A 26,743-nucleotide genomic window follows, 5' to 3' on the forward strand; every position below is an offset into this window, starting at 1 on the left:
CTCAGTCACCGGTTGTCACCGGCTCCACCCGTGGTTTCCGGCAGGCCGGCCGCTGCGGTCTTCCGCACGCTCGCCCGGTTCCCTACCGGCGGTGAACCTTACCCGGTCGGTCTCGCCTCGCCAAATCCGCCCTGCGGCAGATCCGGGGCACCGCCCGGCCCGAATCACGAAGAGTGTTCCCTCTGCGACCCGGTGTTCCATACCGCGCTCCGGCCTTGGAGGCTTTTCGCCCCGTTTCGCCCGTTCCGCGCTGGCAGAGAGAAAGTTACGCCCCCGACGGATTGGTCGTCAAATCCGTCGGGGGCGTCCCGCGTCACACTTCCCGCGCGCCGCTATCCGCGCAGCTCCACGCCGGCGAACGACTTCTTGCCGCGACGCAGGACCAGGTACCGGCCGTGCAGCAGGTCCGCCGCGGTGGGCCTCGCGTCGACCTCGGTGATCCGGGTGTTGTTGACGTACGCGCCGCCCTCGGCGATCACCCGACGCGCCTCCTTGGCGCTCGGCACCAGGCCCGACTCCCGCAGCAACCCCGCGACGTCGGGCAGCTCGTCGACGTGCACCAGCCCGGCCTCGGTCAGGGCCGCCCGCAGCGTCTCCGGGGTCAGGTCGTCCAGCGACCCCCGACCGAAGAGGGCCTGGCTGGCGGCGACGGCCTGGGCCATCTCCCGCTCGCCGTGCACGAGCGTGGTCAGCTCCTCGGCGAGTGCCCGCTGGGCGAGCCGGGCCGCCGGCCGTTCCGAGGTCTCCTTCTCCAGCTGCTCGATCTCGTCCCGCGAGCGGAAGCTGAAGTAGCGCAGGTAGCGGACCACGTCGCGGTCGTCGGCGTTGAGCCAGAACTGGTAGAACGCGTACGGGCTGGTCAGCTGCGGGTCGAGCCAGACGGCGCCGCCCTCGGTCTTGCCGAACTTCGTGCCGTCGGCCTTGGTCACCAGCGGCGTCACGAAGGCCTGTACGGGGCCGGCCCCCCGGCGGCGGACGTAGTCGACCCCGGCGGTGATGTTGCCCCACTGGTCGGAGCCGCCGAACTGGAGCTGGCAGCCGTGCCGGCGGTGCAGCTCGTAGAAGTCGTGGGACTGGAGCAGCTGGTAGCTGAACTCGGTGAAGCTGATGCCCGTCTCCAGCCGGGCCTTCACCACTTCCCTGGCCAGCATCTTGTTGACCGGGAAGTGCTTGCCGACGTCGCGGAGGAACTCGACCACCGACATCTCGCCGGTCCAGTCCAGGTTGTTGACCAGCCGCGCCGCGTTCTCGCCGGCGTAGGACACGAAGGGCGAGAGCTGGTCGCGGATGCGGTCGACCCAGCCGGCCACCACCTCGGGCGGGTTGAGCGTCCGCTCGGCGCTCTCCTTCGGGTCGCCGATCTGCCCGGTGGCCCCGCCGACGAGCAGCAGTGGCCGGTGCCCGCCGAGCTGGAGGCGGCGGGCCGTGGTGACCTGCATGAGGTGGCCGACGTGCAGGCTGGCCGCCGTCGGGTCGAAGCCCACATAGAAGGTGGCGCTCCCGCCGTCGAGCAGCGCGCGCAGCTCGTCGAGGCCGGTCGAGTCCTGGATGAGGCCCCGCCACTGCAGGTCTTCGGTCAGGGAGTCCCGCCCGGTCGGCGGGAGGCTGCTGTCGGTCACGGTCACCGATTCTCCCCCATCGCCGGAACCGGCCGGTACCGGGTTTGCCGCTGATCACGGTTGGCTAGGCTGGCCCTCCCTGACGCGAGGAGGAGCCGCCGTGGAAATGCCCGAGCTGACCGGGGGCTTCGTCGCCCTGCTCGGCCTGGAGTTCGACGAGGTGAGCGCCGATCGGGTCGTCATCCGGTGGCGGGTCCGCCCGGACCTGCACCAGCCGTTCGGCATTCAGCACGGCGGGGTGTACTGCGCGGTGGTGGAGACCGCCGCGAGCGTCGGCGGCTCGCTGTGGCTGGGCGGGCAGGGCCGGGTGGTCGGGGTGTCGAACCAGACGGACTTCCTGCGCGCGGTCCGCGAGGGCGAGCTGACGGCCGTGGGGACCCCGGTGCACCGGGGCCGCAGCCAGCAGCTCTGGCAGGTGGAGATCTCCGACGACGCGGGGCGGCTGGTCTCCCGGGGTCAGGTGCGCCTGCAGAACCTCACCGGCGCCTGATCTCGCCGCCGGCAGAGCCGGGCCGGCCCTGCCGACCCGCCGGCCGGATGCCCGGTTCGGGGCTTGAGGGGCTTTCTGCCCGGATATCGTCGCGGCGATGGCACCCGTCGACCCGCGCCCGAGGTGAGGAAACTCCTCGCCGCGACGCTCGGCGTGCTCTCCGCCGTCGGCGGGTTCGTGGACATCGGCGACCTGGTGGCGGCGAGCCAGGCGGGGGCGCGCTTCGGCATGGCGCACGCCTGGGTGCTGCTGCTCGGGGTGGTGGGCATCTGCGCGTACGCCGAGATGGCCGGCCGGGTCGCGGCGGTGAGCGGCCGGGCGGTGTTCGACCTGGTGCGGGAGCGGCTGGGCCCCCGGGTGGCGCTGCTGAACCTGGTGGCCTCCTACCTGGTGACCGTGCTGACCCTCGCCGCCGAGCTGGGCGGCGTGGGGCTGGCCCTGCAGCTGGCCTCCGGGCTGAGTTACCTGCTCTGGGTGCCGGTCGCCGCGGCGGCGGTCTGGCTGGTGCTGTGGCGGATGCGCTTCCAGCTGATGGAGCGGGTGTTCGGCCTGGCGGGGCTGGCCCTGGTGGGGTTCGCGGTGGCGTTGTTCTGGCTGCCCACCGACTGGGCGGCGCTCGGGCGTTCGGCGGTGCACGGCGGCGCGGCGGGGCAGGGCTGGGGGGCCTACTGGTTCGTGGCGGTGGCGTTGTTCGCCTCCACGGTCAGCCCGTACGAGGTGTTCTTCTTCTCCTCGGGCGGGGTGGAGGAGCGGTGGAGCGCCGCCGACCTGGCCGACGCCCGGTCCAGCGTGCTGATCGGCTTCCCGGTGGGCGGCTTCCTCGCCCTGTCGCTGATCGCCACGGCCGCGGTGGTGTACCACCCGGGCGGGACGTCGCCGGACTCCCTCGCCCAGGTGGCGCAGCCAGCGGTCCTCGCGTTCGGGGCGGCGGGGCTGGCGGTGGCGGCGCTGGCGTTCTTCGCCGTGACGTTCGGGGCCGCGCTGGAGACGGGGCTGTCCGCCGCGTACGCCGCCGCGCAGTATTTCGGCTGGCAGTGGGGCAAGTGGGTGAGCCCCCGTGAGGCGGCCCGGTTCCACAGCGTGCTGCTGGTCAGCGTCCTGCTCGGGATGCTGGTGCTGCTGACGACGGTCAACCCGGTGACGCTGACGGAGTACATGCTGGTCCTCAGCGCGGTGGTGCTGCCGCTGACGTACCTGCCGATCCTGATCGTGGCCAACGACCGGACGTACCTGGGCGATCGGGTGAACGGGCCGCTGGCGAACCTGCTGGGGGTGGTGTTCCTACTGGTGATCGTGGTGGCGTCGGTGGCGGCGGTCCCGCTGGCGGTGGTGACGGGGATGGGCCGATGAGGATGCAGCTCGGCCGGCAGCTGCTCGACCGGCAGATCGTCGACCGCGACGGCCGGCTGGTCGGCAAGGTCGACGACGTGGAGTTCGGGGTCGACGCGGACGGGGTGCCGTACGTGGCCGCCCTGCTCACCGGGCAGGGGGCGCTCGGGCAGCGGATCGGCGGCCGGATCGGGCGGCTCCTCGTCGCGGTGGCGGACCGGTTCACCGAGGAGCGGGCGGTGACGCCGCTGCGCATCCCGTACCGGCTGGTGGAGCGGGTGGACAGCGCGGTGCGGCTGCGGGCCTGCCTCGGCGACCTGCCCGCCTCGCCGGTGGAGCAGTGGCTGCGCCGGCACCTGATCGACCGGATCCCGGGGGCGGACCGTGCGGGCGGGTGAGCTGCTCGGCCGCACCGCGTACGACCTGCACGGCCGGCGGCTGGGTCGCGTGGTGGACGTGGTGGTGCGCGGCGAGCGCCCCGACGGGCGGCTGCGGCTGACCGACGTCGTCGTCGCCGGGCGCTGGTACGCCCGGGTCAGCGGGCGGCTGATCGGTGCGGAGCGGCACCCGTCGGGGCCGTGGCTGATCCGTCTGGTCGCCCGGGCGCTGCGCGGCAGCAGCCGTCAGGTGCCCGCCGACGCCGTCCGGTTGGTGCCGCCGGTGCCCGGCTTCCCGTTCGGCGCGGCGCAGCCGGCGCAGCCGGAGGGGCCGGAAGGGCCGCCCACACCGCCGGCGGGACCGTCCGGGCCGGGCTGAGGGTCAGCCCCGGGCCGGGTCGAGGGCGGGCTCGGCGTCGGGCTCCGCGTCGGCGTCCGGCTCGGCGGGGGCGGCGATGCGGCGCAGCCGTACCGCCGTGATGGCCCGCTGGTCGATGTCGGCGACCTCCAAGGCCCAGCCGTCGATGGTGACGTCCTCCCCCGGCACCGTGGGGATGTGCCCCAGCAGGGTCAGGACCAGGCCGGCCACGGTCGTGTAGTCGCCGGCGGGGCGGCCGGGCAGCTCGACGCCGACGTCGACGAGGTCGTGGACGGGGAAGGTGCCGGGCAGCAGCATCGCGCCGTCGGCCTCGGTGCGCACGGCGCGCACGTCCCGGTCGGTCTCGTCGTAGATCTCGCCGACGATCTCCTCGAGGATGTCCTCCAGGGTGACGATCCCGTCGACGGCGCCGCGCTCGTCGACGACGAGGGCGATGTGCTGCCGTTCCGCCTTGAACTGGCGCAGCGCGTCGACGACCGGCAGCGAGTCGGGCAGCAGCATCGGCGGGCGGGCGCACTCGTCGACGGGCCGGTCGTCGGGCACCCCGACCAGGTCGCGCAGGTGGATCACGCCGACCGCGTCGTCGAGGCCGCCGTGGCGCACCACCGGCGCGCGGGAGTGGCCGGTGGCGGCCAGCACCAGCCGCGCGGCCTCCGCCGTGGTGCCGCTGTCGAGCGTGAAGACCTGCAACCGGGGTACGAGCACCGCGCGCAGCCGCCGGTCGGCGATCTCGACCGCCCCGGCGATGATGGTGCGCTGTTCCTTGGTGAAGCCGTGGTTGCCGGCGACGATGTCGCGCAGCTCGTCCGGGCCGATCTCGTCCGGCTCGTGCTTGGGGTCGAGGCCGACGAGGCGGACCACCAGGTCACTGGTCGCGCCGAGGGCCCAGACGGCGGGGCGGGTGAGGCTGGCGAGCAGGTCCAGCGGGCGGGCCACCAGCAGCGCCCAGCGCTCGGCGGCCTGCATGGCGATCCGCTTGGGGGCCAGCTCCCCGAAGACGAGGGTGACGAACGTCAGCACCAGGGTGACCAGCACGATGGCGGCCGTCTCGGCGGCGGAGCCGAACACCCCGAGCAGCGGCACGAGGGGCTTGGCCAGGGAGACCGCCGCGGCGGCCGAGGCGAGGAACCCGGCGAGGGTGATGCCGATCTGGATGGTGGCGAGAAAGCGGTTCGGGTCCTTGGCGAGGCGGGCCAGCACCCGGCCGGCCCGGCCGCTGCGTTCCAGCCGTTGGACCTGGCTGTCGCGCAACGAGACCAGCGCCATCTCGCTGCCGGCGAAGATCGCGTTGAGGACGACCAGGACTCCGACCAGGGCCAGTTGGCTCCAGTAGCTCTGCACGCCCGGTTCTCTCCCTCGCTCCGACGGCCCCGGTCGCGACGACCGGTGGCGCCGCCCGGCGGGCCCGGGCCGGCGTAGGCCCCTCTGTGCCCCGTCGGCGGGTCGGCGAATCCTCCCGCCGCCGGCCGGGCGGTCGCGGGGCGGCGGGTCCGCCGGTCGGCCGCCCCGTCCGCGCCGGTCAGGCCCGGTCGGCGGCGGCCAGATCGAGCACGTACGCGTCGTCCTCGGCGCGGAAGCCGAGCCGGTGGTAGTAGGGCGCGACCATGCCGGGCGGGCTGACCACCCGACGGAACCCCCGGTCGGTGAAGAGGCTGCTACGCCGGTAGACGAACTCGCCGGGGGTGAAGTCGCGGAACGGCGGGGTGACGTAGTCAAGGTCGACCTGGGCGGTGTCGCCCTCGGCGTGGGAAAGGACCACCCCGACCACCTCGTCGGCGCGGACGACCAGGAACGCGGAGCGGCGGGCGGTGTGCTCGCCCCAGTGGAAGCCCGGGTTGAACCGGGCGATGTCGGCGGCGTGCACGCGCAGCGTGTGGGCCAGGAACTGGTCGTCGACGCCGACCTCGACCACCTGGTACGTCTGCTCGTCGTGCCGGGTGGCGAGCATCTTGCGCAGGTACCACACGTTGATGACGGCGAGCACGACGTTCAGCCCGACCATCGGCCACACGGCGAGAGCGGTGTTGTAGCCGATCAGCACGAGGCAGCCGACGAGGTTGAGTGCGCGCAGCCGGAGGATGCGCGCCTGCAGCAGGGACCAGACCAGCAGCGCCGAGCCGGTCCAGCCGATCAAGTCCAGCCAGTTCACCCCGCGAGACTAGTGCCCGCCCAGCTCAGGCCGGCTGTGGGGCGGTGCCGGGCGGGTGCCGGCGCTCAGGCGGCCAGTTCGAGGACCCACTCCTCGACGACGGCGCGGCGGCCGTTGGCGTACCCCGAGTCCTCGCCGACGACGACGAAGCCGCACTTGCGCAGCACCGCGAGGGAGGCGGCGTTGTCCTTGGCGGCGCGGGCGCGCACCGGGCGGCGCGGCAGCTCGGCCAGCAGGGCGGCGAGGGCTCCGGTGGCGTGGCCGCGGCCCCAGCGAGCCCGGTCGATCCAGTAGCTGACCTCGGTCTGGTCGTCGACGGGGAAGGCGGCCACGTGGCCGACGACGGTGCCGTCGACGGTGACGGTGCGGGTGACGATCGCCGGTTCGGCGCGGATGCGCCGCCAGTGCGCCTCGAACGCCGCCCGGTCCGCCGGGTCGACGGGACCGAACGCCGCCACCCAGTTGGCCTGCGCGTCCTGCTCGAAGGCGAAGAAGTGCGGCAGGTCGTCGTCGCGCACGGGGCGCAGGCGCACGGCCTCGCCGGTCGCGGCGGGCGGGCGCAGATCCTCGGCGGTCACGCAGGCAGGGTACCGGCGGGGTCCGACAGGCCGGGACCTCCGGCCCGGCGGTCGTTCCATCCGGCCCTGTCGGCGGCCCGGCGCGGCCCGCTACCAAGGAGGGGGACGACGTTCCCGCACGGTAGCGGAGTGGAGGGCCGATGCCATGCTCAAGTACGTCTACGACTTCTTCGAGGGTGACCGGAGCCGGGCGGACCTGCTGGGCGGCAAGGGGGCGAACCTGGCGGAGATGACGCGGCTCGGGCTGCCCGTGCCGCCGGGCTTCACGATCAGCACGGCCGCCTGCCGGGCGTACCTCGCGCAGGGTGCCCCGCCGGCCGGCCTGTTCGACGAGGTGAACGCCCACCTGCGGGAGGTGGAGGCGCGGCTGGGCCGGTGGCTCGGCGACCGGCACGACCCGCTGCTGCTGGCCGTGCGCTCCGGCGGCCGGTTCTCGATGCCGGGGATGATGGAGACGATCCTCGACATCGGGCTCAACGACGCGACCGTGGGCGGACTGGCCGCGCACAGCGGGGACGAGCGGTTCGCCTGGGACTCGTACCGGCGGTTGATCCAGATGTTCGGCCGGACGGTGCACGGGGTGCCGGCCGAGGAGTTCGAGCGGGAGCTGGCGGCGGTGCGGGCGGCGGCCGGGCCGGGCGGGCCGGGTGCGGCGGCGCTGCGCGACCTGGTGGAGACGTACAAGAAGGTGTACGCCCACCACGTGGGGCACGACTTCCCGCAGTCCCCGCACGAGCAGCTCTACCTGGCCATCCGGTCGGTCTTCGAGTCGTGGAACGCCGACCGGGCGGTGCTGTACCGCCGCCGCGAGCACATCCCGGACGACCTGGGCACGGCGGTCAACGTGATGGCGATGGTCTTCGGCAACCTGGGCCCCGACTCGGGCACGGGGGTCGCGTTCACCCGCGACCCGGCCACCGGCGCGCCCGGGGTGTACGGCGACTACCTGCCCGACGCGCAGGGCGAGGACGTGGTGGCGGGCATCCGCAACACCGTCGGCCTGCCGGAGCTGGAGCGGATCGACCCGGTGAGCTTCCGCCGGCTCACCGAGATCATGCGGACGCTGGAGCGGCACTACCGGGACCTGTGCGACGTGGAGTTCACCATCGAGCGCGGGAAGCTGTGGATGCTGCAGACCCGGGTCGGCAAGCGCACCCCGGCCGCCGCGTTCGTGATCGCCGCGCAGCTCGTCGACGAGGGCCTGATCAGCGCGGACGAGGCGCTGCACCGGGTGAGCGGAGGGCAGCTCGCGCAGCTGATGTTCCCCGGCTTCGACCTCGACGCCGCGCCCGTGCCGCTGGCCACCGGCGTCGGCGCGTCGCCCGGTGCCGCCGTGGGGCGGGTGGTGTTCGACTCCGCCGCCGCGGCGGCGGCCACCGAGCCGGTGATCCTGGTGCGGCGCGAGACCAACCCCGACGACCTGCCCGGCATGATCGCCGCGCAGGGGGTGCTGACTTCGCGGGGTGGCAAGACGTCGCACGCCGCGGTGGTGGCCCGGGGCATGGGCCGCACCTGCGTCTGCGGGGCCGAGGCGGTGCGGATCGACCCGGAGCGCGGCGAGTTCACCGTCGGCGACCGGGTCGTCCGGGCCGGCGACGTGATCTCCATCGACGGCAGCACCGGCCGGGTGTACGCCGGGTCGGTGCCGGTGCGGCCCTCCCCCGTCGCCCGCTACCTCGCCGGCGAGCTGTCGCCCGAGGCCGATCCGCTGGTCGCCGCCGTGCACCGGCTGCTCGGCCACGCCGACGCCGTGCGCCGCCTCGGGGTACGCGCCAACGCCGACACCCCCGCCGACGCCCGGCGGGCCCGCGCGTTCGGCGCGGGCGGCATCGGGCTGTGCCGCACCGAGCACATGTTCCTCGGCGAGCGCCGCGAGCTGGTGGAACGGCTGATCCTGGCCGACGCTCCGGCGGAGCGGGACGCGGCCCTGGCGGCGCTGCTGCCGTTGCAGCGGGCCGACTTCGTCGGCATCCTCGCCGCGATGGACGGGCTGCCGGTGACGATCCGGCTGATCGACCCGCCGCTGCACGAGTTCCTGCCCCCGCTGCACGAGCTGACCGCCCGGGTGGCCCGCGCCGAGGCGCTGGGCGAGGACCCGGGGCGCGACGGGGCGCTGCTGGTCGCGGTGCGCCGGATGCACGAGGCGAACCCGATGCTGGGGCTGCGCGGGGTGCGGCTCGGACTGGTCGTGCCGGGGCTGTTCGCGATGCAGGTGCGGGCGGTCGCCGAGGCCGCGGCCCAGCGGCGGCGCGACGGCGGCGATCCCCGGCCCGAGATCATGGTGCCGCTGGTCGGCGACGTGCGGGAGCTGACCGCGGTGCGGGTCGAGGCCGAGCGGGTGCTCGCCGGGGTCGAGGGCACGCCGGAGATCCCGATCGGCACGATGATCGAGGTGCCCCGGGCGGCGCTGACCGCCGGGGAGATCGCCGCCGAGGCGCAGTTCTTCTCCTTCGGCACCAACGACCTGACCCAGACGGCGTGGGCGTTCTCCCGCGACGACGTGGAGGGGGCGTTCTTCGGGGCGTACCTGGAACGCGGGATCTTCCCGGTCTCCCCGTTCGAGAGCATCGACACCGCCGGGGTGGGGCGGCTGGTCCGCCTGGCCGTGGCGGAGGGTCGGGCGGCCCGGCCGGAGCTGACCGTCGGCGTGTGCGGCGAGCACGGCGGCGACCCCGACTCGGTCGAGTTCTTCGCCGAGGTCGGCCTCGACTACGTCTCCTGCTCGCCGTACCGGATCCCGATCGCCCGCCTGGCCGCCGGACGGGCCGCGGTGCGCCCGGCCGACGCGCCATCCGACAGCCGTTGACCCGACGACGGCTGTGCTGACCCGGCAGCCGCTGACCCGACAACCGAACGGAGGTCGCGCCATGACCGCGATCCTGAACGCCACCGGACCCGCCCCGCTCTCCCCACTCCCGCGCCCGCCGTCGCCCGCTCCGCAGCAACCGGCGGCGCAGGCACCGGCACCGCAGGCACAGTCGGCGCAGGGGCCGCAGGCGCAGGGGCCGGCAGCGCAGGCCCGTCCGGCGCAGGCACCGGCGGCGCTGCCGTCGCAGGCGCAGGCGTGCCCGGAGGCCGGGCAGCGGTCCGGCGGGCAGGTCGGGCCCGTGCTCGTCCTGCCCGGCACGTCGCCGGCGGCAGTGGTGCCGGTGGCCCGCGACGGCCGACCGGTCGGCGCGTTCGTGCTCGCCGGGGGCCGGGTGCGCTACCGCGCGCTGGTCGACCCGGACCAGGTGCTCGCCGCGGCGGCCGGGGCGCTGGCCGTCGGGCTGGTCACCGCTGCGGTGGCGGTGGTGGCCGGCCGACGTCGCCCGCCGGCCATCGGCACGGTGCGGATGGGACCGGGCGGGTGGGTGAGCCTGCGGGGCGTGCGTGCCCCGGCCCTGCGCTCGACCGCCCCCCGCCCCTGGTGGGCCCACGTCCGACGCGCCCACCGCCTCCCCGCATCCCCCCGCTGACCCGCTACCCCGCTGCCCCGCTGATCCGGGTGGCCCCCTGGTTCGTGATCAAGAGGTTTGCGTCAGGTTTCGCTCCGGCCATGACGCAAACCTCTTGATCACCCGGCGAGGGCGGGGGGTGGGCGGTGGAGCGGGGTGGGTGGGGGGCGAAGGTCCTGGGTGGGGTGGTCCGGGGACTCTGCCTTCGGCGGGGCGGGCGGAGCAGATTGAGGGTGGAAGCGACAACGGAGCTGGGAGGCCCCCGATGCGTGCGAGTGTCGTCACCGCGTTCGACCGTCCACTGGAGATGTTCGACCTGCCCGTGCCGGAGCCGGGCCCGGGCGAGATCCTCGTCCGGATCGAGGCCAGCGGCCTGTGCCACACCGACATCCACGCCGCGCGCGGCGACTGGCCGGTCAAGCCGAACCCGCCGTTCGTCCCCGGGCACGAGGGCGTCGGCATCGTCGAGCGGATCGGCGGGGGGGTGACCGAGCACGCCGTCGGCGACCGGGTGGCCCTGCCCTGGCTCGGCTGGGCGTGCGGGACCTGCGCGTACTGCGTCACGGGGTGGGAGACGCTGTGCGAGTCGCAGCGCAACACCGGGTACGCCATCGACGGCGCGCACGCCGAGTACGCGGTCGCGTCGGCCCGCTACGCCGTGGCCGTCCCCGCCGGGGTGGAACCGGCCGAGGCGGCCCCGCTGACCTGCGCCGGCGTCACCACGTACAAGGCGGTGAAGGTCGCCGGGGTGCGGCCCGGCGACCGGGTGGCGGTCTTCGGCATCGGCGGCCTGGGCCACCTCGCCCAGCAGTACGCGCAACTGTTCGGCGGCGAGACGGTCGCCGTCGACGTCACCGCCGAGAAGCTGGCCCTCGCCGCCTCGCTCGGCGCGACGCACACCGTCGACGCCACCGACGTCGACCCGGTCGAGGCGATCACCGCGCTCGGCGGGGTGGACGTGGCGATCGTGCTGGCCGCCGACCCACGCGTCGTCGAGCAGGCGCACCGCTGCCTGCGCCGCGGCGGCCGGCTGGTGCTGGTGTCGCTGCCGAAGGACAACGAGGTCACCCTGCCGGTCTTCGAGACCGTGCTCAAGGGCATCACCGTCATCGGCTCGATCGTGGGCACCCGCGCCGACCTGGCGGAGGTGTTCCGGCTGCACGCCGCCGGCCGCACCCATGTCGCATACGAGGTGCGCAAGCTCGACGAGATCAACGAGGCGATCGAGGACGTGCTGGCCGGCCGGGTCGCCGCCCGCCTCGTGCTCCAGCCGTGAACCGCCCGCGGCCGGCCGTCCGCCGACCAGCCGTGACCCGCCACCTGACCGACCGGAAGGACACGACGATGACCGGCACCGAGCACATCCGCGACCCGTGGCGGGGCTTCGCCGAGGGGGCGTGGCGCACCACGATCGACGTGGCGGACTTCGTGCGCCGCAACCACGAGCCGTACACCGGCGACGCCGGCTTCCTCGCCGGCCCGACCGAGCGGACCCTGGCGGTCTGGGGCCGGCTCACCGACATGTTCGGCGAGGAGCGCCGCCGTGGCGTGTACGACGTCGACGCGGCCACCCCGTCCACGATCACCGCCCACGCCCCCGGGTACATCGACGCCGACCGGGAGCTGATCGTCGGGTTGCAGACCGACGCTCCGCTGCGCCGGGCGATCATGCCGGCCGGCGGGCTGCGGATGGTCGAGACCGCGCTGCGGGCGTACGGCTACGAGCCGGACCCGGCGGTGCACCGGATCTACACCCGCTACCGCCGGACCCACAACGACGCGGTGTTCGACGCGTACCCGTCGGACGTCCTCGCGGCGCGGCGCTCGCACATCATCACCGGCCTGCCCGACGCGTACGGGCGGGGCCGGATCATCGGCGACTACCGGCGGGTGGCCCTCTACGGGGTGGACCGGCTCGTCGCCGAGCGTCGGGCGCTGAAGGCGGCCCTGGACGACCGGCCGTCGACCGACGACGTGATCCGCGAGCGGGAGGAGCTGGCCGAGCAGATCCGCGCCCTCGGCGAGCTGACGCAGATGGCCGCCGCCTACGGCTACGACATCTCCGGCCCCGCCACGACCGGCCGCGAGGCGATCCAGTGGCTGTACTTCGCGTACCTGGCCGCCACGAAGGAGCAGAACGGCGCGGCGATGTCGCTCGGGCGGACCGCGAACTTCGTGGACGCCTACCTGCGGCGGGACCTCGCCGAGGGGCGGCTGGACGAGACCGGCGCGCAGGAACTGGTCGACGACTTCGTGATCAAGCTGCGGATCGTGCGGTTCCTGCGCACCCCCGAGTACGACCAGCTCTTCTCCGGCGACCCGACGTGGGTCACCGAGTCCCTCGGCGGGATCGGCGCCGACGGCCGGCCGCTGGTGACCCGCACCAGCTTCCGCTACCTGCAGACCCTCTACAACCTGGGACCCGCGCCGGAGCCGAACCTGACCGTGCTGTGGTCGCCCCGGCTCCCGGAGGGATTCAAGCGGTTCTGCGCCCAGGTGTCGCTGGACACCAGCGCCATCCAGTACGAGAACGACGAGCTGATCCGGCCCGCGTACGACGACGACACCGCGATCGCCTGCTGCGTGTCGGCGATGCGGGTCGGCAAGGACATGCAGTTCTTCGGGGCGCGGGCGAACCTGGCCAAGGCGCTGCTGTACGCGATCAACGGCGGCCGGGACGAGCTGACCGGCGACCAGGTCGCCCCGCCCGCCCCGCCGGTCGGCGGCGAGACGCTCGACTACGACGAGGTGCTCGCCGCGTACGACCGGACGCTGGACTGGCTGGCCGAGACGTACGTGGACGCGCTGAACGTCATCCACCACATGCACGACCGGTACGCCTACGAGCGGCTGGAGATGGCGCTGCACGACCACCCGGTGCACCGGTTCATGGCCACCGGGGTCGCCGGGCTGTCGGTGGCGGTGGACAGCCTCGCCGCCATCCGGTACGGCCGGGTGAAGGTGCTGCGCGACGCCACCGGGCTGGCCGTCGACTACGCCGTGGAGGGCGAACCGCCCACGTACGGCAACGACGACGACCGGGCCGACGAGATCGCGGTGTGGCTGGTGGAGACGTTCGCGGAGAAGCTGCGCCGGCAGCGCACCTACCGCGACGCGGAGCTGACCATGTCGGTGCTCACCATCACCTCGAACGTGGTGTACGGCAAGCACACCGGCAACACCCCCGACGGGCGGCGGGCCGGCGAACCGTTCGCCCCCGGCGCGAACCCGATGAACGGGCGGGACACCCACGGCCTGGTCGCGTCGGCGCTGTCGGTGGCGAAGCTGCCGTACGGCGCGGCGCGCGACGGGATCTCGCTGACCGGCACGGTCACCCCCGACGGGCTGGGACACACCCGCGACGAGCGGATCGCCAACCTGGCCGGGGTGCTCGACGGGTACGCCGACGCGGGCGGGTTCCACCTCAACGTCAACGTGCTGGACCGGGCGACCCTGCTCGACGCGATGGCCCACCCGGAGCGCTATCCGCAGCTCACCGTCCGGGTCTCCGGATACGCGGTGAACTTCGTCCGGCTCACGCCGGAGCAGCAGCGCGACGTGGTCTCCCGCACCTTCCACGGTTCGCTGTGACCGGGCCGCTGGCGACCGGCCGGGCCGGCGGGGCTCCCGCCCCGCCGGCCGGGGCCGCGCCGCTGCCGGCACGGGCCGGGCGGGGGCCCGCCGGCGACGGGCGGGAACTGACCGGCGCGGTGCACTCGTGGGACCTGTCGATCGGGGTGGACGGGCCCGGGACCCGGTTCGTGGCGTTCCTGGCGGGCTGCCCGCTGCGCTGCCGGTTCTGCCACAGCCCGGACACCTGGTACCGGCGCAGCGGCCGGCACCAGACGGTCGACGAGCTGATGGCCCAGGTGGAGCGGTACCGGCGGTTCATCTCGGTGGCCGGCGGCGGGGTGACGATCAGCGGCGGCGAGCCGCTGATGCAGCCCCGGTTCACCGGCGAGGTGCTGCGCCGCTGCCACGCCCTGGGCCTGCACACCGCCCTGGACACCTCCGGCTTCCTCGGTGCGCGCGCCGACGACGCCCTGCTCGACGCCACCGACCTGGTGCTGCTGGACGTCAAGTCGCGCGACCCGGCGACGTACCGGCGGGTGACCCGCACCGGCGAGATCGCCCCGACCCTGCGCTTCGGCCGCCGGCTGGCGGCCCGGGGCACCCCGATCTGGATCCGGTTCGTGCTGGTGCCCGGCCTCACCGACGCGCCCGACAACGTGGCCGGGGTCGCCGACTTCGCCGCCGAGCTGCCCAGCCTGCAACGGGTGGAGGTGCTGCCGTTCCACCGGCTCGGCGCACACAAGTACGCCGAGCTGGGCCTGACGTTCCCGCTCGCCGACACCGAGCCGCCCACGCCGGAGCTGCTGGACCGGGTACGCGGCCAGTTCGCCGCCCGGGGCCTGACCGTCAATTGAGCACCCGGCAGTCCCGGGACGTCGGCCCGCCGGGTCGCGGGATCATGACAGGATCGGGTGCCATGAGGGAATCACGGACGTCTCATCGGGTCCTGGGCCGGCTGGCCCCGGCGCGCGCAACGGGCGCGGCGGCCACCGGCGCCCAGGCGACGGGGGCGCGGGCGGTGGGCGCGCTCTCCGCGGGGGCGATGGCCGTCGGGGCGCTGGCGGTGGGGGCGAGCGCCCTGGCCGTCGTCGCGATCGGGCGGCTGGCGATCCGCCGGGCGGTGATCCGGGAGCTGCGCATCGGTCGGCTGGAGGTCGACGAGCTGATCGTGCACCGCCGCGTCGACGGCGACGCCGTCCGGGGCTCCACCGAAGCCGGGTGACGTCCGGTCGCGGGGATGGTCGGCCGTGGCCAAGGTCCGGCAACCGGGCGAGGCCGTGGGACAGGGCCGTCGATGCTGCGAGACGGCACATAGGGAGCACGGCACATAGGGAGCTGAGTCAGCTACGTCATCACCCACCCCTCCGCCCAGCCCAGCCCCGCCCCGCCCCGGCTCACGGTGATCAAGAGGTCCGCGTCGTCGCCGAGGTCAACCCGGCGGGCGCGCGGGCGCGCGTGAGGCGTGAGTGCATGATGTCGTTTTCGACTCAGCTCCCTATGCGCCGGCAGGAGCCGCCCCCACCGGACGGCGCGCCCAGGGGCCGACCGGGCCAGAACCCGGCCCGAGGTCCGGGTCAGCCCGTCGGGGGCAGCGCCATCGGGTAGCCGTAGAGGTCGAGCAGGCGGATGCGGGCCGACTGGAGCCGGTCCACCACCACGCTCATGAACCGGGTGGTGAGCTGCCGGCCGAACGCGTCGTCGTACTCCATCATCCGGCGCACCCCGGCGGCGGTGAACTCCACGGCCGGGGTGCGGCGCACGGCGACCGCGCCGAACTGCCACCGGTACGGCGGGAACAGCCAGGACCAGCCGAGCACCCCGCCCGGGCCGATCGTGTCGATGCCCACGTCGCCGCGCCCGGGAACCGGGAAGTCCAGGGCCACCTCACCGCCCCGGACCAGCCAGAACCGCTCGGCGGGCTGACCGGCCCGGAACAGCCGGTGCCCGGGGTGCCAGACGACGGGTCGGGCGTACCCGGTGAGCCGGGGCAGCCACTCCTCGGGCACGCCGGTCAGGAACGGGTGTTCGCGGAGCATGTCGAGCGGGGTCATCGGCGGGTCTCCTCGTCGTGGGAGGGGCCCGGCGCGCGGCCGGGCCCCGTGGTCACCTCAGTGGGCGCCGCCGTGCTCGACGGTGATCGGGATCTCCCGGGCGGTCGGCTCCGTCTCGCCGACCGTGGCGGTGATCTCCAGGATCCCGTCGGCGTACGCGGCCCTGAGGGTCTCCTGCTTCAGCCCCGCGGGCAGCGGGACCAGCCGGGAGAAGGAGCCGTAGTGGAACTCGGTGCGGACCTTGTCGGCGTGGCTCTCCCGGCGCACCACGTCCAGCCGCAGGTTCTCCCCGGTCAGGGTGATCCGCACGTCCTTGGCCGGGTCGACGCCCGGCAGTTCGGCGCGCACCACGTACCGGTCGCCGTCGAGGTAGTCCTCGACCCTGATGGTCGGGGCCAGCATCGGCAGCCAGGACAGGTTGGTCCAGTCGAACGGCGCGAGCGTGCCGCCGCCCCTGAACTTCGTGACGGTGGACATCTTCGACCTCCTTGTCGATCGTCCTGCCTCCCATCCGACTCCTGTGCGGCCTGCGGCGTCAGGGCCGTTGGTCCCGGGCCACGCGGGAGAAACGCCTCTGCCGCCGCGCCGGCCTGCGGCGCGACGGTGGAGGGGGACGGCGTGCCCGGTGACGCGCCGCGCGGACAGGGGAGGTCAGTGGTGGCAGTACCCGTCGGACGGGAGCGGACCGATGCTCGCTGACACCCGACCCCGCACGGCCACGCCGGACGGCCCCGCCGAGCCGACGGGCCTGGGGGCCGCCGAGGCCGCCGCGCGGCTGGCCGACGAGGGCCCCAACAGCGTCGCCCGGCCGCAGCGCCGGCACCTGGCGACCCGCGTCCTGCGTCAGCTCGCCGACCCGCTGGTGGCGCTCCTGCTGGCCGCGGCCGTGGTCACCGGCGTGCTCGGCGACTGGCCGGACACCGCCGTCATCGCCCTGGTGGTGCTGGTGAACACCGCGATCGGGGTGGTGCAGGAGGTCCGCGCGGACCGCGCGATCGCCGCGCTGGACCAGCTCGCCGCCCCGACCGCCCGGGTCGTCCGCGACGGCGCGGACCTGATCGTGCCGGCCTCCGCCGTGGTCCGTGGCGATCTGGTACGCGTCGAGGCCGGCGACGTCGTCCCGGCCGACCTGCGGCTGGAGCGGGCCAACCGGCTGCACCTGGACGAGTCGGCGCTGACCGGCGAGTCGGTGCCGGTGAGCCGGGACGTCGGCGAGGAGGTCGCCGCCGGCACGGTGGTGACCGTGGGCCGGGGCACCGGCACGGTGGTCCGCACCGGCCCCGCGAGCGCCCTGGGCCGGATCAGCACGCTGGTGTCGGCCACCCGCCCCGGGGCCACCCCGATGCAGCGCCGGCTCGCCGGCCTGGGCCGGCTGCTGGGGCTGGTCGCGGTGGGGCTGTCGGCGCTGGTCTTCGGCATCGGCGTGCTCGGCGGCCGGCCCGTGGTGGACATGGCGATCACGGCGGTGAGCCTGGTCGTCGCGGCGGTGCCGGAGTCGCTGCCGGCCGTGGTGACCCTGGCCCTGGCGCTGGGGGCGCGACGGATGGCCACGGCGCGGGCGATTCCCCGGCAGCTGCACGCGGTGGAGACGCTGGGCTCGGTGACCGTCATCGCGTCCGACAAGACGGGCACGCTCACCGAGGGCCGGATGGCGGTGCAGCGGGCGGTGACCGCCGACGGCTCCGGCTACGAGGTGACCAGCTCCGGCTACGAGCCGCGCGGGACGGTGCGCCGCGAGGGCGGGGCGGTGGGCGTACCCGACGAGCTGCGCCGCCTGGCGCGGGCCGGGCTGCTCTGCAACGACGCCGCGCTGGCCCCGCCCACGCAGGAGCGGCCGGGGTGGGCGGCGGTCGGTGACCCGCTGGAGGCGGCGCTGGTGGCCTTCGCCGCCCGGTGCGGGCTGGACCCGGCGCTGACCCGGGCGGCGTGGCCCCGGGTCGCCGAGCATCCGTTCGACCAGGCGAACCGGCGGATGACGACGGTGCACCGGTCCTGCGACGGCCGCTGGCTGGTGGTGTGCAAGGGCGCGCCGGAGAACGTGCTCGCCGCGCCGCTGCTCGACGCGGACGACGCGGAGATCGCGGCGCTGACCGCGCGGGCGCACGACCTGGCGGGGGCGGGGCTGCGGGTGCTCGCGGTCGCCGCGGCGCTGGTGGACACGATCCCCGACCCGGCCACGCCGACCGGGCTGCGCCCGGTGGGGCTGGTCGCGGTCGGCGACCCGCTGCGGGCCGGGGCCGCCGAGATCGCGCGCCGGTTCGACGCCGCCGGCGTACGGCTGCTGCTGGTCACCGGCGACCACCCGGCGACGGCCGCCGCCATCGGCGGGCAGCTCGGGCTGTGGCGCGACGGCGACCCGGTGGTGCGGGGCGACGACGGCGACGTGACCGACGCGCACCCGGCGGCCCGGGTGTACGCGCGCACCCAGCCGGAGCAGAAGCTCGACATCATCGCCGGGTTGCAGGCGCAGGGGCACGTGGTGGCGATGACCGGCGACGGCGTCAACGACGCGCCCGCGCTGCGCCGCGCGGACATCGGGGTGGCGATGGGCGGCGGCACGGAGGTGGCCCGCCAGGCCGCCGACCTGGTGCTGGTCGACGACGACCTGTCCACGGTGGCCGCCGCGATCGGCGAGGGGCGGCGCAGCTACGACAACATCCGCCGGTTCCTGCGCTACGCGCTGTCCGGCGGGGTCGCCGAGATCGCGGTGATGCTGCTCGGCCCGCTGTGCGGGCTGGCCGTGCCGCTGCTGCCGGCGCAGATCCTCTGGGTCAACCTGCTCACCCACGGGGTGCCGGGGGTGGCGCTCGGCGCGGAGCCGGCCGAGCCGGGCACCCTGCGCCGGGCGCCGCGCTCGCCGCAGGAGTCGGTGCTGGGCGCGGGCCTGGGGCGCGACGTGCTGTTCACCGGGGCGCTGATCGCGGCCGTGGTGCTCGGCGCCGGGGTGCTCGCCGCCCGGTGGGACCGGCCCTGGCAGTCGGTCGTCTTCGTGGTGCTCGGGCTGGCCCAGCTCGGGGTGGCGCTGGCGGTGCGGGCCCCTCGGCCGGCGCGGCGCGGCAGCGTCCCCGCGGCCGGGCGGGCGGGCAACCCGGCGCTGCTGGTCGCGGTGGCCGCCTCGGCGCTGCTGCAGGTGGCCGGCGTGCTGGTCGAGCCGCTGCGGGTGCTGCTCGGCACCGACCCGCTCGGCGCGGCGGACCTGCTCGCCTGCGCGGCCGTGGCCGTGCTCCCCGGCGTGGCGCTGCGCCTGCTGCGGCCCCGGGGCGCCTCGGAGGGCCCGCACGACCCGGCGACCGACGGGCCGGGGCACCCGGACCGGGACCAACGGCCCGTCGGCCGGGTCCGGCGGCCCTGACCGGCGCGGCCCGGTCGGGGCAGGCTGGAAGCGGAAGAAGGAGGACGTGATGACCATCAGATCCGGTGCCCCCGTCGTGGTGGGCGTGGACGGTTCCGACTCCGCGCTGAACGCGGTGCGGGTGGCGACCCGGGAGGCCGAGGCGCGGCACCGCCCGCTGCGGGTGGTGCACGCCTTCATCTGGCCGCTGCTCGGCACCCCGCTCGGGCCCGCCCCCGGCGGGCCGCCCGACGCCGGGCTGCGCAACTACGCGGAGCGGATCGTCGCCGACGCCGTCGCCGAGGCGAAGAAGGTCTCCACCGAGGTGGACGTGACCGGCGAACTCGTCGACGGCTCCCCCGTCCCGGTGCTGCTGCGCGAGTCCCGCGACGCGGCCCTGCTGGTGCTGGGCTCGCGGGGCCTGGGCGGCTTCGCCGAGCTGCTGGTCGGCTCGGCGGCGATCGGGGTGTCCGCGCGCGCCGACTGCCCGGTGCTCGTGGTGCGCGGCGAGGCCCGCGCCGACGGGCCCGTGGTGGTGGGCGTCGACGGTTCGGCGCTGTCCGACGAGGCGATCGGGTTCGCCTTCGAGGAGGCGGCGCACCGCGACACCGACCTGGTGGTCGTGCACGCGTGGCTCTTCCCCACCCCGGCCGCCCCCGGCGCGGTGCTGCCCCTGGTGTACGACCTCGATGCGCTGGCCGAGGAGGAGGAGCGGGTGCTCGCCGAGTCCGTCGCCGGCTGGTCGCAGCGGTACCCGGAGGTGACGGTGCACCGGCGCCTGGTCCGGGGCACGCCGGCCCGGGTGCTGGTCGAGGCGTCGCGGACCGCGCAGCTCACGGTCGTCGGCGCGCACGGCCGGGGCGCGTGGGGCGGGCTGCTCCTCGGCTCGGTCAGCCACGCCGTGCTGCACCACGCCGACTCCCCGCTGGCGATCGTCCGCCACCACCGCTGAGGTGCAAGGAAGGGCCCCTTCTTAACGCATTCTGTATAGGAAGGGGCCCTTCCTAACGTCTTCGCGCCGACAATGGCCTGTGATCGAGCACCGGGAGAGCTGATGAACCGACCTGTCGTGGTGGGGGTGGACGGATCCCCGTCGAGCCTGGTCGCCGCCGAGCACGCGGCGCAGCAGGCCGCCTGGCGGTCCCGGCCGCTGCTGCTGGTGCACGGCTACCTGCACCCGCTCGGCTACGGCGTGCCGCTCAACCCGTACGACATGGGGTTGCCCGCGCCCACCGAGGAGGCCCGGCGGATGCTGGACCGGACGGCGGAGGAGCTGCGCGGACGCTGGCCCGGCGTCGCCGTCGAGGCGCGCCAGGTGGCCGGCGGTCCCGCCGCGACCCTGGTGGCGGAGTCCCGCCGGGCGGAGCTGGTGGTGGTCGGCAGCCGAGGGCTGGGCGGCTTCGCCGGCCTGCTGCTCGGCTCGGTCGGTGCGCAGGTGGCCGGGCACGGGCACTGCCCGGTGCTCGTGGTGCGGCCCGAGGAGCAGCCGATCCCGGTCGGCGGCCCGGTGGTCGCCGGGGTGGACGGGTCGGAGCCGGGGCGGCTCGCCGCCCTGCTCGCGGCCGACGAGGCGGCCCGCCGGGGCACCGGCCTGGTGCTGGTGCACGTGGCGAGCGCCGACGACGCCCGCCCGGTGCCCGACGCGGTGGCGGAGTCCGGGGCAGCGGCCCGGGCGGAGTCGGCGGACCTGCTCGACGCCACCGCCGCCGAGGTGACGGCCGCCCACCCGGGCCTGACCGTCGAGCGGCGGCCGGTGCGGGCGGCCAAGCCCGAGCGCGCCCTGATCGAGTTGAGCGGGGACGCGGCCCTGGTGGTGATCGGCTCGCGCGGGCGCGGCGGCTTCGTCGGCCTCGTGCTCGGCTCGGTCAGCCAGGCGCTCGTACAGCATGCGCACTGTCCGGTGCTGGTCGCCCACCCGCAGCCGGCCGACGCGGCGTGACCTCGACGGCCGCCCCGCCGGCCCCGCGGCCCCGGGCGGTCAGGAGGGGTCGCGGCCGGCGAGCAGCTCGTCGAAGCCGGCGGTGAGCGCGAACGGGTCGGGCGGCGCGGCGGGGGGCCGGCGCGCCACCTGGTCGGCCAGTTCGCCGGCCGCGCGCACGATCCGGGAGCGCAGGGCGCCGTCGGCCGCCGCCTGCGACCAGTCCTCCGTGGCGGCGAAGACCGCGGTGGGCACGACCACCGCCCTGAGGTACGCGAACATCGGCCGGACGGCGTGTTCCAGGGCGAGGGAGTGCCGGGCGGTGCCGCCGGTGGCGGCGATCAGCACGGGCCGGTCCGCCAGCGTCGTGGCGTCGAACAGGTCGAAGAACGACTTGAACAGGCCGCTGTAGGACGCGTTGAAGATCGGCGTGACCGCCACGACGCCGTCGGCCGCGGCGAGCGTGTCCAGCGCGTCGCGCAGGGCCGGTGGCGGGAAGCCGGTGAGCAGGTGGTTGACCACGTCGTGGGCGTGGTCGCGCAGGTCGATCGGGCGCAGCTCGACCTCGACGCCGCGCCGGGCCAGCTCGTCGCGGGTGGCCGCGGCGAGCTGGTCGGCGAGCAGTCGGGTCGACGAGGGCTGGGAGAGCCCGGCGGAGACCACGGCGAGGGTACGGCGGCTCATCGCCCCACCTCCGCGGCGGCACCGACGGCGTCGGCGGGGCCGGCAGCCGGGTCGACGGCGGCCTCGGCTACGGCGGCGTCCCGGGCGGCCTTCAGCGACGCGTGCGTCGGGGCGTCGGGCACGTGCGCGGGCCGCAGCGCGGCGAACTCCCGGCGCAGCACGGGGACCACCTCCTCGCCGAGGAGGTCGAGCTGCTCCAGCACGGTCTTCAGCGGCAGGCCCGCGTGGTCGATCAGGAAGAGCTGCCGCTGGTAGTCGCCGACGTAGTCGCGGAAGCCGAGGGTACGGTCGATCACCTGCTGCGGGCTGCCGACGGTCAGCGGGGTCTGCGCCATGAAGTCCTCCAGCGCCGGCCCGTGGCCGTAGACCGGTGCGTTGTCGAAGTACGGGCGGAACTCGCGCACCGCGTCCTGCGAGTTGCGCCGCATGAACACCTGGCCGCCGAGGCCGACGATCGCCTGGTCCGGCGAGCCGTGCCCGTAGTGGGCGAAGCGCTCCCGGTAGAGGCCGACCATCCGCTGGGTGTGCTCCTTGGGCCAGAAGATGTGGTTGGCGAAGAAGCCGTCGCCGTAGTAGGCGGCCTGCTCGGCGATCTCCGGGCTGCGGATCGAGCCGTGCCAGACGAACGGCGGCACCCCGTCCAGGGGGCGCGGCGTCGAGGTGAACGACTGCAACGGGGTGCGGTACTTGCCCGACCAGTCGACCACGTCCTCGCGCCAGAGCCGGCGCAGCAGGTCATAGTTCTCGATGGTCAGCGGGATGCCGGCCCGGATGTCCTTGCCGAACCACGGGTAGACCGGGCCGGTGTTGCCCCGGCCGAGCATGAGGTCGACGCGGCCGTCGGCGAGATGCTGGAGCATCGCGTAGTCCTCGGCGATCTTCACCGGGTCGTTGGTGGTGATCAGGGTGGTGGCGGTGGAGAGCAGCAGCCGCTCGGTGCGGGCCGCGATCCAGCCCAGCATGGTGGTGGGCGACGACGGCACGAACGGCGGGTTGTGGTGCTCGCCGGTGGCAAAGACGTCGAGACCGACCTCCTCGACCTTGCGCGCGATGGTCACCATCGCCTTGATCCGCTCGTGCTCCGACGGCTCCCGCCCGGTGGTCGGGTCGACGGTCACGTCTCCGACGGTGAAGACCCCGAACTGCATGACGACTCCTCGTGTGGCTGCCGGACCGTTCCGGCCCCGGACGCAGCGCACAACATATTTGACGAGTCAACTATTCCGTCGGTCGGGGGGCTACGGTCCCGGTGGCCGGACGCGGCGGCGGGCCGGGGCCAGGTGGGCGGGGCAGTTGGGCGGGGCGGGGCGGGGCCGGGCGGGTGGGGGCGCGGGTCAGCCGCCGGCCACCGACGGGAGCACCTGCACCTCGGCGCCCGGCGGAACCGGCGCGTCCAGCCCGCCCAGGTGGCGGCAGTCCTCGCCGTCGACGTAGACGTTGACGTGCCGGCGCACCTCGCCGCGCTCGTCGCGCAGCCGCCGGGCCAGCCGGGGCCACTCCCCCGCCAGTTCGTCGAGGACGTCGCGCAGCGTGCCGGCCGCGGCGACGGTGAGCCGCGCCGCGCCCCCGACCTCGCCGCGCAGCGGCCCCGGCACCAGGACGGTGACCACTCAGACCTCCGCGGCGCGGACGCAGAGCACGTCGGGCAGGTGGGCGGCGACCAGGGCCCAGGAGTCGCCCTCGTCGCGGCTCGCGTAGACCTCGCCGGAGCGGGTGCCGAAGTAGACGCCGGTCGGGTCGGCGTCGTCGGCGCACATCGCGTCGCGCAGCACCGCCGGATAGTAGGGCCCGGCGGGCAGGCCCGCCGAGAGCGCCTCCCACGTCCCGCCCGCGTCGGCCGAGCGGTAGACCCGGCAGCGCTCGTCGACCGGGAAACGCCGGGAGTCGGCGGCGAGGGGGAACGACCAGATCATCCCCGGGCGGGTGGGGTGCGCCACCATCGGGAAGCCGAAGTCGCTGGGCAGGCCGGCGGCGATCGACAGCCACGTGTGGCCCCCGTCGTCGGAACGGTAGACGCCGTGGTGGTTCTGCGCGTAGAGCCGCTCCGGGTCGCCGGCGTCCCGGGCGACCTTGTGCACGCACTGGCCGAACTCGGGCCACTCGTCGGGCAGGAAGTAGGCCCGGATGCCCGTGTTGCCCGGCGCCCAGCTCGCGCCGGCGTCGGCGGAGTGGTAGACCCCGCCCGTCGACATGGCCACCGCGATCCGGGTCGGGTCGTGCGGGTGCGGCAGGACGGTGTGCACCGCCTGGCCGCCGAAGCCCGCGCCCCACTGCTCCCGGTGGGGGTGCTCCCACAGCGCGCGGACCAGCTCGAAGGTGCGCCCCGCATCGGTGGAGCGGAACAGCGCCGACGGCTCAGTGCCGGCCCAGACCACGTCCGGCTCCGCGGGCCCGGCGGGCGTGAGCTGCCAGACCCGGCCGAGGCTCGCGCCGGTGTCGGCCGGGAACGCGACCGGGGCCTGCTCTGGTTCCTGCCAGGACGCGCCCAGGTCGTCGCTGGTGGCCACGCTCGGCCCGAAGTGCGAACTGGTCATCCCGGCGAGCAGCCGGGGCACCTCGCGCCGGGTGTCGACCGCCACCGCGTACACCCCGGTCATGGGGTGGTGGGGGCCGCTGAGCTGCCAGGTGCGGCGGCCGTCGGTGCTGGTGGCGAGGAAGAGGCCCTTGCCGGTGCCGATCGCGAGCAGGGTCGTCATGGGTGCGTCCTTCGCCGAGCCGGGAGCCGGATGGCGTGATTATCACCACCGGGTCCGACAGAAACCGGGCGACCCACCGGGAGCAGAGGGGCCCAACCGCAGGTCAGCGGCGGGGCGGGATCGGTCAGCGGCGGGTGCGGGGCACGTGCCGGCGGTACTGGCTCACGGTCGGCTCGCCGTCGACCCAGAACCGCCACGGCACGTCGTGCGCGCCGGTCACCCCGACCCGGGGGCCAGCGGCGATCGCCGTGTCGGGCACCGGCTCGGCCGCCGGCCGCAGCCGCACCGGCCCGTCGCCGAGCAGGTAGCGCCCGTACGCCGTGCGGTCGATGCCGAGGGCGGCGCAGAGGCGCGCCGGGCCGCGCGCCAGGTCGGCATCCCGGCGTACGGCGGTGCGCCGGGACCGCGCCACCTCGACGCCCTCGACCACCTCGCCGGCCCGCAGCAGCACCGCCGAGGCCTCCCCCTCCGGCCCGGTCACCACGTTCACGCACCAGTGCATGCCGTAGGTGAAGTAGACGTAGGCGTGCCCGGCCGGGCCGAACATCACGGCGTTGCGCGGAGTGCGCCCGCGATGCGCGTGCGAGGCGGGATCGCCGGCCGTGCCCGCGTACGCCTCGACCTCGGTGATCCGGACGGTGACCCCGCCAGCCGAGAGCCGGCAGCCGAGCAGCCCGCGCGCGGCCGGCACGACGGGCCCGGCGAGCAGCTCGGCCAGCCCGGCGACACCCACGTCGGGGTACGACATGAGCCCGACCCTACCCAGCCCCGACCCGCCCTGCCGGTCTGGGCAGGTTTGGGCGGGGCTTGGGCGGGGCGTCGCCATGTCGGCGACATGGGGGCTTCCCCGACCGGGGGACCACCCCGTGTCGCCGACATGGAGTCGATCATCGACGCCATCTGTGAACGAGACGTTGACAACGTGTCGTTTAAGTGGTGGTATCGGGGCATGAGCCTGGAGCAGCAGGAACCGTTCGCCGCGCCCGATCCGGGGCGGGCGCGGGCGCACCGCACCTACGCCGCGTTGACCCGGATCGCCGGGCGGCACGCGGGCGACGACGCGCGCCGCCGCCGCTACGCCCACCCGCACGTGCTGGACCCGTACGAGGCGGTGGCCCTGGTGACCGCACTCGCCGCTGGTGGCGCGGAGCTGGCCGACGGCGAGGAGCCGGTCGACCAGGCCGACCTGGTCGCCGCGCTCACCCTCGTGCCGTACCTGCGCGCCGAGGTGGACGCGCTGGAGGCCGGCCTGCTGCGGCTCGCCCGCGACCGGGGGCTGACCTGGCAGGCGATCGGCCACGGGCTGGGGCTCGGCTCGGCGCAGGCCGCCCGGCAGCGCCACGAACGACTCACCGGCCGGGTCGGCGGCGACCCGCACACCGGCACCGACAATGACGGGGAGGCGTGATGGACCGCGCGGAGCTGATGGCGTACTGCCTGGGCAAGCCCGGCGCGTGGCTCGACCAGCCGTGGGACGCCGAGGTCGTGGTGAAGGTCGGGAACAAGATCTTCGCCTTCCTCGGCCCCGAGTCCGACGACCGGGTGGGCCTCAAGTGCGCCCCGACCCGGGAGCTGGCCGACGAGTGGCTGCACCGGTTCCCCGGCGACGCGGTCGCGTCCTCGCACGTCGGGCGGTTCGGCTGGAACAGCCTCCGGCTGGCCGGGGCGATCGACGACGACGAGCTGCTCGAGGCGGTGGACACGTCGTACGAGGCGGTGGTGGCGAAGCTGCCGCGCCGCGAGCGCCCGACGACGCCGGCCTGACCCCGGCGTCGGGGCGTGGTCAGCGATCCGGGTCGCCGTCGGGGCCAGGCCCGGCGTCGCCCCGGGCCCGGGCCCAGCTGAGGAACCGTTCGTGCAGGTCAGAGGCGCGCTCGGGGTGGAGCTGGGCGAGCTGGGCGCGGGCCTCGACCATGAGCTGGGCCAGGTAGAACAGCAGGGCGGTCCGATCGCCCCGGAACTCGACCAGCAGGCCGAGGCGGGCCGGCTGGCAGGGCCACTCCGCACCGCAGTTGCGGCACCTCCACAGCGGACGCATCGGCACGTGCGGAATCGCCCGGCGCACCATCAGCGCATCCGCAGGGCGATCGCGCGGGCCCGCCAGCATGACCGCAGGGTACGCATAAGACTCT

At 75.1% G+C, this 26,743-nt stretch carries 27 protein-coding genes; 15 read left to right on the plus strand and 12 right to left on the minus strand.

Annotation, left to right across the window (positions count from 1 at the left end; genetic code table 11):
* Nucleotides 1–332: 332 nt before the first annotated feature.
* Nucleotides 333–1,619: a tyrosine--tRNA ligase gene (gene tyrS / locus ACVMYR_RS27265; protein ID WP_396792362.1), complete on the minus strand. Its 1,287-nt coding sequence runs from the start codon at nucleotides 1,617–1,619 to the stop codon at nucleotides 333–335.
* 100 nt (nucleotides 1,620–1,719) lie between these two features.
* On the opposite strand from tyrS, the gene ACVMYR_RS27270 reads away from it, so the two are divergent.
* The 4 genes from ACVMYR_RS27270 to ACVMYR_RS27285 all read left to right on the plus strand — a co-directional run bounded on the left by ACVMYR_RS27270 (nucleotide 1,720) and on the right by ACVMYR_RS27285 (nucleotide 4,194).
* Nucleotides 1,720–2,109, plus strand: a complete 390-nt coding sequence (locus ACVMYR_RS27270; RefSeq protein WP_043968077.1) for a PaaI family thioesterase — start codon at nucleotides 1,720–1,722, stop codon at nucleotides 2,107–2,109.
* A gap of 123 nt (nucleotides 2,110–2,232) precedes the next feature.
* The gene (locus tag ACVMYR_RS27275; protein ID WP_077939447.1) at nucleotides 2,233–3,459 is read left to right on the plus strand and encodes an NRAMP family divalent metal transporter; all 1,227 of its coding nucleotides are present in this window, start codon (nucleotides 2,233–2,235) and stop codon (nucleotides 3,457–3,459) included.
* Nucleotides 3,456–3,836: a hypothetical protein gene (locus tag ACVMYR_RS27280; RefSeq protein WP_077939446.1), complete on the plus strand. Its 381-nt coding sequence runs from the start codon at nucleotides 3,456–3,458 to the stop codon at nucleotides 3,834–3,836. The genes ACVMYR_RS27275 and ACVMYR_RS27280 overlap by 4 nt, the downstream gene beginning before the upstream one ends.
* Nucleotides 3,823–4,194: a PRC-barrel domain containing protein gene (locus ACVMYR_RS27285; protein ID WP_396792357.1), complete on the plus strand. Its 372-nt coding sequence runs from the start codon at nucleotides 3,823–3,825 to the stop codon at nucleotides 4,192–4,194. The genes ACVMYR_RS27280 and ACVMYR_RS27285 overlap by 14 nt, the downstream gene beginning before the upstream one ends.
* Nucleotides 4,195–4,197: 3 nt before the next feature.
* Here the strand turns inward: ACVMYR_RS27285 and ACVMYR_RS27290 are convergent, their stop codons facing one another.
* The 3 genes from ACVMYR_RS27290 to ACVMYR_RS27300 form a co-directional block, all read right to left on the minus strand.
* On the minus strand, nucleotides 4,198–5,535 hold the full coding sequence (locus ACVMYR_RS27290; RefSeq protein WP_396792355.1) for a hemolysin family protein: 1,338 nt from the start codon (nucleotides 5,533–5,535) through the stop codon (nucleotides 4,198–4,200).
* A gap of 178 nt (nucleotides 5,536–5,713) precedes the next feature.
* On the minus strand, nucleotides 5,714–6,343 hold the full coding sequence (locus tag ACVMYR_RS27295) for a hypothetical protein (protein ID WP_457123124.1): 630 nt from the start codon (nucleotides 6,341–6,343) through the stop codon (nucleotides 5,714–5,716).
* Between the two features lie 65 nt (nucleotides 6,344–6,408).
* Nucleotides 6,409–6,921, minus strand: a complete 513-nt coding sequence (locus ACVMYR_RS27300; RefSeq protein WP_396792351.1) for a GNAT family N-acetyltransferase — start codon at nucleotides 6,919–6,921, stop codon at nucleotides 6,409–6,411.
* 145 nt (nucleotides 6,922–7,066) lie between these two features.
* Between ACVMYR_RS27300 and ppdK the strand changes: the two genes are divergently transcribed.
* The 6 genes from ppdK (at nucleotide 7,067) to ACVMYR_RS27330 (ending at nucleotide 15,153) form a co-directional block, all read left to right on the plus strand.
* On the plus strand, nucleotides 7,067–9,727 hold the full coding sequence (ppdK, locus tag ACVMYR_RS27305) for a pyruvate, phosphate dikinase (RefSeq protein ID WP_457123125.1): 2,661 nt from the start codon (nucleotides 7,067–7,069) through the stop codon (nucleotides 9,725–9,727).
* 61 nt (nucleotides 9,728–9,788) lie between these two features.
* Nucleotides 9,789–10,379, plus strand: a complete 591-nt coding sequence (locus ACVMYR_RS27310; protein WP_457123126.1) for a hypothetical protein — start codon at nucleotides 9,789–9,791, stop codon at nucleotides 10,377–10,379.
* Between the two features lie 244 nt (nucleotides 10,380–10,623).
* Nucleotides 10,624–11,634: an alcohol dehydrogenase catalytic domain-containing protein gene (locus ACVMYR_RS27315; RefSeq protein ID WP_457123127.1), complete on the plus strand. Its 1,011-nt coding sequence runs from the start codon at nucleotides 10,624–10,626 to the stop codon at nucleotides 11,632–11,634.
* A gap of 68 nt (nucleotides 11,635–11,702) precedes the next feature.
* On the plus strand, nucleotides 11,703–13,949 hold the full coding sequence (gene pflB, locus ACVMYR_RS27320; protein ID WP_457123128.1) for a formate C-acetyltransferase: 2,247 nt from the start codon (nucleotides 11,703–11,705) through the stop codon (nucleotides 13,947–13,949).
* On the plus strand, nucleotides 13,946–14,785 hold the full coding sequence (pflA, locus tag ACVMYR_RS27325; protein WP_396792343.1) for a pyruvate formate-lyase-activating protein: 840 nt from the start codon (nucleotides 13,946–13,948) through the stop codon (nucleotides 14,783–14,785). The genes pflB and pflA overlap by 4 nt, the downstream gene beginning before the upstream one ends.
* 62 nt (nucleotides 14,786–14,847) lie before the next feature.
* Complete coding sequence (locus ACVMYR_RS27330; RefSeq protein WP_082106624.1) at nucleotides 14,848–15,153, plus strand: hypothetical protein; 306 nt, start codon at nucleotides 14,848–14,850, stop codon at nucleotides 15,151–15,153.
* Between the two features lie 352 nt (nucleotides 15,154–15,505).
* Here the strand turns inward: ACVMYR_RS27330 and ACVMYR_RS27335 are convergent, their stop codons facing one another.
* The gene (locus tag ACVMYR_RS27335) at nucleotides 15,506–15,982 is read right to left on the minus strand and encodes a cyclic nucleotide-binding domain-containing protein (RefSeq protein WP_043968061.1); all 477 of its coding nucleotides are present in this window, start codon (nucleotides 15,980–15,982) and stop codon (nucleotides 15,506–15,508) included.
* A 57-nt stretch (nucleotides 15,983–16,039) separates the two neighbouring features.
* Nucleotides 16,040–16,459, minus strand: coding sequence for an Hsp20/alpha crystallin family protein (locus ACVMYR_RS27340; RefSeq protein ID WP_091283338.1), 420 nt, complete (start codon nucleotides 16,457–16,459; stop codon nucleotides 16,040–16,042).
* 211 nt (nucleotides 16,460–16,670) lie between these two features.
* Here ACVMYR_RS27340 and ACVMYR_RS27345 point away from each other — a divergent pair, with 211 nt between their 5' ends.
* The 3 genes from ACVMYR_RS27345 to ACVMYR_RS27355 all read left to right on the plus strand — a co-directional run bounded on the left by ACVMYR_RS27345 (nucleotide 16,671) and on the right by ACVMYR_RS27355 (nucleotide 21,252).
* The gene (locus ACVMYR_RS27345; RefSeq protein WP_457123129.1) at nucleotides 16,671–19,334 is read left to right on the plus strand and encodes a cation-translocating P-type ATPase; all 2,664 of its coding nucleotides are present in this window, start codon (nucleotides 16,671–16,673) and stop codon (nucleotides 19,332–19,334) included.
* Nucleotides 19,335–19,383: 49 nt separating this feature from the next.
* On the plus strand, nucleotides 19,384–20,265 hold the full coding sequence (locus tag ACVMYR_RS27350; RefSeq protein ID WP_077939438.1) for a universal stress protein: 882 nt from the start codon (nucleotides 19,384–19,386) through the stop codon (nucleotides 20,263–20,265).
* A gap of 102 nt (nucleotides 20,266–20,367) precedes the next feature.
* Nucleotides 20,368–21,252, plus strand: coding sequence for a universal stress protein (locus tag ACVMYR_RS27355; RefSeq protein WP_077939437.1), 885 nt, complete (start codon nucleotides 20,368–20,370; stop codon nucleotides 21,250–21,252).
* A gap of 39 nt (nucleotides 21,253–21,291) precedes the next feature.
* Here the strand turns inward: ACVMYR_RS27355 and ACVMYR_RS27360 are convergent, their stop codons facing one another.
* The 5 genes from ACVMYR_RS27360 to ACVMYR_RS27380 form a co-directional block, all read right to left on the minus strand.
* Entirely contained in the window at nucleotides 21,292–21,915 is a 624-nt protein-coding gene (locus tag ACVMYR_RS27360) for an FMN reductase (RefSeq protein WP_077939436.1), read from the minus strand.
* Nucleotides 21,912–23,063 carry an LLM class flavin-dependent oxidoreductase gene (locus ACVMYR_RS27365; RefSeq protein WP_396792333.1) on the minus strand — a complete coding sequence of 384 codons (1,152 nt, stop codon included), beginning with the start codon at nucleotides 23,061–23,063 and terminating at the stop codon, nucleotides 21,912–21,914. Before ACVMYR_RS27365 ends, ACVMYR_RS27360 begins: the two co-directional genes overlap by 4 nt.
* A 186-nt stretch (nucleotides 23,064–23,249) precedes the next feature.
* Nucleotides 23,250–23,525, minus strand: coding sequence for a ubiquitin-like small modifier protein 1 (locus ACVMYR_RS27370; RefSeq protein WP_198956703.1), 276 nt, complete (start codon nucleotides 23,523–23,525; stop codon nucleotides 23,250–23,252).
* Nucleotides 23,526–24,611, minus strand: a complete 1,086-nt coding sequence (locus ACVMYR_RS27375; RefSeq protein ID WP_431897244.1) for a WD40/YVTN/BNR-like repeat-containing protein — start codon at nucleotides 24,609–24,611, stop codon at nucleotides 23,526–23,528.
* Between the two features lie 124 nt (nucleotides 24,612–24,735).
* Entirely contained in the window at nucleotides 24,736–25,359 is a 624-nt protein-coding gene (locus tag ACVMYR_RS27380) for a DNA-3-methyladenine glycosylase (protein ID WP_387108397.1), read from the minus strand.
* Between the two features lie 201 nt (nucleotides 25,360–25,560).
* On the opposite strand from ACVMYR_RS27380, the gene ACVMYR_RS27385 reads away from it, so the two are divergent.
* Both ACVMYR_RS27385 and ACVMYR_RS27390 read left to right on the plus strand, forming a co-directional pair.
* Nucleotides 25,561–26,019: a DNA-binding protein gene (locus ACVMYR_RS27385; RefSeq protein ID WP_431897246.1), complete on the plus strand. Its 459-nt coding sequence runs from the start codon at nucleotides 25,561–25,563 to the stop codon at nucleotides 26,017–26,019.
* Complete coding sequence (locus tag ACVMYR_RS27390) at nucleotides 26,019–26,375, plus strand: MmcQ/YjbR family DNA-binding protein (protein WP_077939430.1); 357 nt, start codon at nucleotides 26,019–26,021, stop codon at nucleotides 26,373–26,375. The genes ACVMYR_RS27385 and ACVMYR_RS27390 overlap by 1 nt, the downstream gene beginning before the upstream one ends.
* Before the next feature lie 19 nt (nucleotides 26,376–26,394).
* On the opposite strand, the gene ACVMYR_RS27395 is transcribed toward ACVMYR_RS27390, so the two are convergent.
* On the minus strand, nucleotides 26,395–26,718 hold the full coding sequence (locus tag ACVMYR_RS27395) for a flavin reductase (protein WP_431897249.1): 324 nt from the start codon (nucleotides 26,716–26,718) through the stop codon (nucleotides 26,395–26,397).
* Nucleotides 26,719–26,743 lie beyond the last annotated feature (25 nt).

The organism is Micromonospora sp. PTRAS2, assembly GCF_054052245.1.

Bases quoted from the DNA above. Each gene is read 5' to 3' on its own strand.
- ACVMYR_RS27280 (WP_077939446.1), top strand. From the start codon at position 3,456: ATGAGGATGCAGCTCGGCCGGCAGCTGCTCGACCGGCAGATCGTCGAC.
- ppdK (WP_457123125.1), top strand. From the start codon at position 7,067: ATGCTCAAGTACGTCTACGACTTCTTCGAGGGTGACCGGAGCCGGGCG.
- ACVMYR_RS27310 (WP_457123126.1), top strand. From the start codon at position 9,789: ATGACCGCGATCCTGAACGCCACCGGACCCGCCCCGCTCTCCCCACTC.
- ACVMYR_RS27315 (WP_457123127.1), top strand. From the start codon at position 10,624: ATGCGTGCGAGTGTCGTCACCGCGTTCGACCGTCCACTGGAGATGTTC.
- pflB (WP_457123128.1), top strand. From the start codon at position 11,703: ATGACCGGCACCGAGCACATCCGCGACCCGTGGCGGGGCTTCGCCGAG.
- ACVMYR_RS27330 (WP_082106624.1), top strand. From the start codon at position 14,848: ATGAGGGAATCACGGACGTCTCATCGGGTCCTGGGCCGGCTGGCCCCG.
- ACVMYR_RS27335 (WP_043968061.1), bottom strand. From the start codon at position 15,982: ATGACCCCGCTCGACATGCTCCGCGAACACCCGTTCCTGACCGGCGTG.
- ACVMYR_RS27340 (WP_091283338.1), bottom strand. From the start codon at position 16,459: ATGTCCACCGTCACGAAGTTCAGGGGCGGCGGCACGCTCGCGCCGTTC.
- ACVMYR_RS27345 (WP_457123129.1), top strand. From the start codon at position 16,671: ATGCTCGCTGACACCCGACCCCGCACGGCCACGCCGGACGGCCCCGCC.
- ACVMYR_RS27350 (WP_077939438.1), top strand. From the start codon at position 19,384: ATGACCATCAGATCCGGTGCCCCCGTCGTGGTGGGCGTGGACGGTTCC.
- ACVMYR_RS27355 (WP_077939437.1), top strand. From the start codon at position 20,368: ATGAACCGACCTGTCGTGGTGGGGGTGGACGGATCCCCGTCGAGCCTG.
- ACVMYR_RS27360 (WP_077939436.1), bottom strand. From the start codon at position 21,915: ATGAGCCGCCGTACCCTCGCCGTGGTCTCCGCCGGGCTCTCCCAGCCC.
- ACVMYR_RS27365 (WP_396792333.1), bottom strand. From the start codon at position 23,063: ATGCAGTTCGGGGTCTTCACCGTCGGAGACGTGACCGTCGACCCGACC.
- ACVMYR_RS27375 (WP_431897244.1), bottom strand. From the start codon at position 24,611: ATGACGACCCTGCTCGCGATCGGCACCGGCAAGGGCCTCTTCCTCGCC.
- ACVMYR_RS27380 (WP_387108397.1), bottom strand. From the start codon at position 25,359: ATGTCGTACCCCGACGTGGGTGTCGCCGGGCTGGCCGAGCTGCTCGCC.
- ACVMYR_RS27385 (WP_431897246.1), top strand. From the start codon at position 25,561: ATGAGCCTGGAGCAGCAGGAACCGTTCGCCGCGCCCGATCCGGGGCGG.
- ACVMYR_RS27390 (WP_077939430.1), top strand. From the start codon at position 26,019: ATGGACCGCGCGGAGCTGATGGCGTACTGCCTGGGCAAGCCCGGCGCG.
- ACVMYR_RS27395 (WP_431897249.1), bottom strand. From the start codon at position 26,718: ATGCTGGCGGGCCCGCGCGATCGCCCTGCGGATGCGCTGATGGTGCGC.